General features: G+C 68.7%; 7 protein-coding genes. 4 read left to right on the plus strand and 3 right to left on the minus strand.

Annotated elements, in window-relative coordinates; all coding sequences use genetic code 11:
• The 3 genes from JOY90_RS05025 to JOY90_RS05035 all read left to right on the plus strand — a co-directional run.
• A partial coding sequence (locus tag JOY90_RS05025; protein WP_291690048.1) for a VWA domain-containing protein occupies positions 1–446 on the plus strand: 446 nt, incomplete at its 5' end.
• A gap of 161 nt (positions 447–607) precedes the next feature.
• Complete coding sequence (locus tag JOY90_RS05030) at positions 608–1,444, plus strand: XdhC family protein (RefSeq protein WP_291690049.1); 837 nt, start codon at positions 608–610, stop codon at positions 1,442–1,444.
• 9 nt (positions 1,445–1,453) lie between these two features.
• Positions 1,454–1,912, plus strand: coding sequence for a carbon monoxide dehydrogenase subunit G (locus JOY90_RS05035; protein ID WP_291690050.1), 459 nt, complete (start codon positions 1,454–1,456; stop codon positions 1,910–1,912).
• Between the two features lie 28 nt (positions 1,913–1,940).
• Here JOY90_RS05035 and JOY90_RS05040 read toward each other — a convergent pair whose 3' ends face one another.
• Positions 1,941–2,123 carry a hypothetical protein gene (locus JOY90_RS05040; RefSeq protein WP_291690051.1) on the minus strand — a complete coding sequence of 61 codons (183 nt, stop codon included), beginning with the start codon at positions 2,121–2,123 and terminating at the stop codon, positions 1,941–1,943.
• Positions 2,124–2,136: 13 nt separating this feature from the next.
• A complete protein-coding gene (locus tag JOY90_RS05045) occupies positions 2,137–3,030 on the minus strand; it encodes a LysR substrate-binding domain-containing protein (RefSeq protein ID WP_291690052.1) in 894 nt (297 codons plus the stop codon).
• 89 nt (positions 3,031–3,119) lie between these two features.
• Between JOY90_RS05045 and JOY90_RS05050 the strand changes: the two genes are divergently transcribed.
• Positions 3,120–3,878 (plus strand): sulfite exporter TauE/SafE family protein, encoded by a 759-nt coding sequence (locus JOY90_RS05050; protein ID WP_291690053.1) that lies wholly within the window; start codon positions 3,120–3,122, stop codon positions 3,876–3,878.
• Here the strand turns inward: JOY90_RS05050 and JOY90_RS05055 are convergent.
• Positions 3,866–4,153, minus strand: coding sequence for a LysE family transporter (locus JOY90_RS05055; protein WP_367276882.1), 288 nt, complete (start codon positions 4,151–4,153; stop codon positions 3,866–3,868). The two genes, JOY90_RS05050 and JOY90_RS05055, sit on opposite strands and share 13 nt — an antisense overlap.
• Between the last annotated feature and the right edge of the window lie 37 nt (positions 4,154–4,190).

Below are 4,190 nucleotides of genomic sequence, written 5' to 3' on the forward strand. Positions count from 1 at the left end.
TGCTCGACGCGTTCCGCGAGGCCGAGGCGTTCCTGTTCCACACCCGCCTCGCCCATGTCTCCGACGCCATGAAGGAGAAGGACGCCGCGCGCGCGCTCGACCGGCTCTCGATCCTGGCGCAGGGCACAGATGGCGGCACCAGGATCGGCGAAAGCCTGCACACGTTCAACCGCCGGCACGCGGCGCGGGTGATCCATTCGCGCACCTGCGTGATGATCGTCTCCGACGGCTACGAGACCGGCGACGCCGCGCTGCTCGGACGGGAAATGGCGCAGCTCGCGCGGCGCTGCCGCCGCATCGTCTGGCTCAACCCGATGATGGCCTGGGAAGGCTACGCACCGGAAGCGCAGGGCATCAAGGCCGCGCTGCCCCATGTCGATCTCTACGCGCCGGCCAACACGCTCGCGAGCCTGGCCGCGCTCGAACCGTATCTGGCGAGGCTGTAGGGGATGAAGGGATCGATTGATTTTCGCCGCGAGTCGGCTGCGCTCCCCTCCCCCTTGCGGGAAGGGGCTGGGGGTGGGGATCCCCCGGCACACCGCCCGTGGGGTACCCCCCTCCCCGACCCTCCCCCGCAAGGGGGGAGGGAGCGCACACGAGCAAGCCCATGACTGCCCATGTCGAAGTGATGGATCTGGTGGCGCAGATGAAGGCCTCCGAGCAGACCTTCGCGCTGGCGACGGTGGTTCGCACGGTGTCGGTGACCGCGGCCAAGGCCGGCGCCAAAGCGATCATCCGCCCCGACGGCACTATCCTCGCGGGCTGGATCGGCGGCGGCTGCGCGCGCGGCGCGGTCTTGAGGGCGGCGCGCGAAGCCCTCGCCGACGGCGTCCCGCGCATGGTGTCGGTGCAGCCGGAGAACCTGCTCGCCGAGCTCGGCGTCAAGCCCGGCGAGCTGCGCGCCGGCGTCAAGTTCGCCAGCAACATGTGCCCGAGCAAGGGCACGATGGACATCTTCGTCGAGCCGATGCTGCCGCATCCTTCGCTGGTCATTCTCGGCGCGAGCCCGGTGGCGCTGTCGCTGGCGAGCCAGGCGCGGCAGCTCGGCTATCTCGTCACGCTGGCCGCGCCGGCGTCCGACCTCACGACCGAGTCGGACGCCCATGTCATCGTCGACGGTTTCGGACCGCTCGAGCTCAACGAGGCGCGCCGCTTCGTCGTGGTATCGACGCAGGGCAAGGGTGACGAGCGAGCATTGAAGGCCGCGATCGGCATCAAGGCCGGCTATCACGCCTTCGTCGGCAGCCGCCGCAAGATGGCGAGCCTGCGCGAGAAGCTTGTCGCCGAGGGCGCCGATGCCACGGCGCTCGACCGCGTCAAGGCGCCGGCCGGCCTCGATCTCGGCGCCATCACGCCGGAGGAGATCGCGATGTCGATCCTGGCCGAGATCACGATGGAGCGCCGGCGCGGCCAACGTGCGCCCCACGCAGAACCAGGGAGCTGAAGAACCGCCATGCAGATGAGTGACAGCCAGCGTATTCCGGCGCCGAAGGAGAAGGTCTGGGCAGCGCTGAACGATCCCGCCATCCTCAAGCAGTGCATTCCCGGCTGCCAGTCGCTGGAGATGGCCTCACCGACCGAGATGACCGCAACGGTGGTGATCCGGATCGGTCCGGTGAAGGCGACGTTCGGCGGCAAGGTCACGCTGTCCGATCTCGATCCGCCGAACAGCTACCGCATCAATGGCGAAGGCACCGGCGGCGTCGCCGGCTTTGCCAAGGGCGGCGCGCGCGTGAAGCTCGAATCCGACGGCCCCGACGCCACGGTGCTGCACTACGACGTCGACGCGCAGATCGGCGGCAAGCTCGCCCAGCTCGGCGGCCGCTTGATCGATTCCACCGCAAAGAAGCTCGCCGGCGAGTTCTTTGCCGCATTCGGCAATGCCGTGACCGCCGCGCAGGCCGCCGAGTAGCGCGTCCTGAGTAACGGGATCTGCGAACCTACCCGGAGAGCTCGGAGCAGCGCAGAGCGCTGCTCCGAGCCATCGCAAGGAAGGCCGGATCGCCGAGACCGCCGAACTTGCCGCCAAGCTCCACATGCTCGTGCGGCAGGTCGAGCTCGCCGACCAGCCACATGACCTTCTGCACGTTGAACGAGCTGCGCCTTTCCCCGACCTTGAGCATTGAACGCCCCCTTTCATCCCGGCGCGGCCTGCCGCAGATGATCGACCAGCAGCCTCGCGGGCCTCGGTAGCGACTGAAAGCTGCGTGCGCAAATCACGAGCCTGCGGTTGGCCCACGAGTCGCGGATCCGGCTCATCGCGATCGGCACCGACCGCGCGCAACGGCGGGCGGCCGCTTCCGGCACCACCGCGATCCCGACATCGGCTGCCACCATGCGGCAGATCGCGTCGAAGTCGCGCAACCGCGCGCGGAAATGCAGGCGCAGGCCCAGCCGCGCGGCATGCCGACCGATATGAAGTTGCAGCGCGGTGGCGTTGGTCAAGCCGACGAAATCGTGACCGGCCACATCGGAAAAATCGATCTGGCGGCGGCTGGCGAAGCTGCTGCGGCGCGCCGACACCAGCATCAGCCGGTCCTCGTTGAAGGTGAAGCGCTCGATCGTCTCCGGCAAGGCGTGCTCGGCAGCGAAGCCGAGATCGGCGGCGCCGGTCGCGATGGCGGAGGCGATGTCGGTGCTCTCGCGCTCCTCGACATCGACGTCGATGTCGGGATGGGCGCGCAGGAAGGCGGCGAGCGCCCGGGGCAGATGCTCCGATAGCCCTGAGGTGTTGGCGAGCAGCTGCACGCTGGCGCGCACGCCCGAGGCGAAGCGGGCGAGATCGCCGCGCATGGTCTCGACATGATGCAGGACCAGTCGGGCATGATCGAGCAGGCTCTCTCCCGCCGCGGTCAATTCGACGCCGCGCCGGCCGCGCTTGAACAGATCGACGCCCAGAACCTGTTCCAGGCCCTTGATCCGGGCGCTGGCCGAGGCGAGCGCCAGATGCGCGCGGTCGGCGCCGCCGGTGATGCTGCGGGCGTCCGCGACCGCGACGAAGAGCTGCAGATCGACCAGGTCGAAACGCATGGCATCCATTCCCAGCCTTCGGTCGGAACGAAGGCTATCTCCGTAACCTCCACATTGTACCGCCCGGGCCGATCGGTCAATCTGGCGCCATGTCGTTCGAGCCCTTTCTGTTCGTCATTGCCGCCATCTTCATGCTCGCCGGCTTCGTCAAAGGCGTGATCGGGCTCGGGCTGCCGACGGTGTCGATGGGATTGCTGGCGGCGATCATGGCGCCGGCCCACGCGCTCGCCATCGTCGTCGTGCCGGCGATCGTCACCAACGTCTGGCAGACTTTCGTCGGTCCGTATCTGCGCGACATTCTGCGCAGGCTGTGGCCTTTGCTCCTGGGCACGCTCGCCGGCGCCTGGCTGAACGCCGGGGCGCTGACGGGCCCCTATGCGCGCTACGTGCCGATCGCGCTCGGTGCGGTCCTGGTGATCTACGCCGCGATCGGGCTCCGCCGGGTCAGCCTCCAGGTCGCGCGGCGCGACGAGAAGTGGGTCGGCGGCGTCGTCGGTCTCGTCACCGGCATGATCTCGATCGCGACCGGCGTGCAGGTGGTGCCGTCGATGCCGTTCATGCAGGCGATCGGCATGGAGAAGGACGAACTGGTGCAGGCGCTCGGGGTGTTCTTCACGGTGGCGACCGTCGCGCTCGCCTTCGATCTCACCTCGTCGGGCCTGTTGAATGCCTCGACGGCGCTGCCGGGCGCCATCGCGCTCGGCTCCTCCTTCGCCGGCATGTTTGCAGGCCAGGCCGTGCGCGCACGGCTGCCCGCGGAAGCCTTCCGCCGCTGGTTCCTGCTCGCGATGATCCTGCTCGGGCTCTATCTGGCGGGCAGCGCGATCTGGAAGATTCACCTCGCCTGAAGCGCGGCGAGTCGGACACCGAACAAGACGAACATCCCGCCGAGCGCGCGGTTGATCCAGCGCATCGCGCGACCCGAACGGCGGACCCGGGTCGCCGTGCGCGCCGTGAAAACGGCGACGGCGGACAGCCAGATCATGCCGTTGAAGATGAAGTTCAGCCCAAGCAGCACGAACGCCAGCGCCTTGATAGGCGGCGCCGATCCACTTGACGACCGTGAAGGCCGCCGCCGATGCGGCGAGCAGCGCCGACAGCCCGACCGCGCTGCCGAACACATGCATGAGGCACCCGGTGCTGCTGCCGAGCATGGCCGC

It is taken from the genome of Bradyrhizobium sp. (assembly GCF_019242285.1).
Classification (GTDB): Bacteria; Pseudomonadota; Alphaproteobacteria; order Rhizobiales; family Xanthobacteraceae; genus Bradyrhizobium.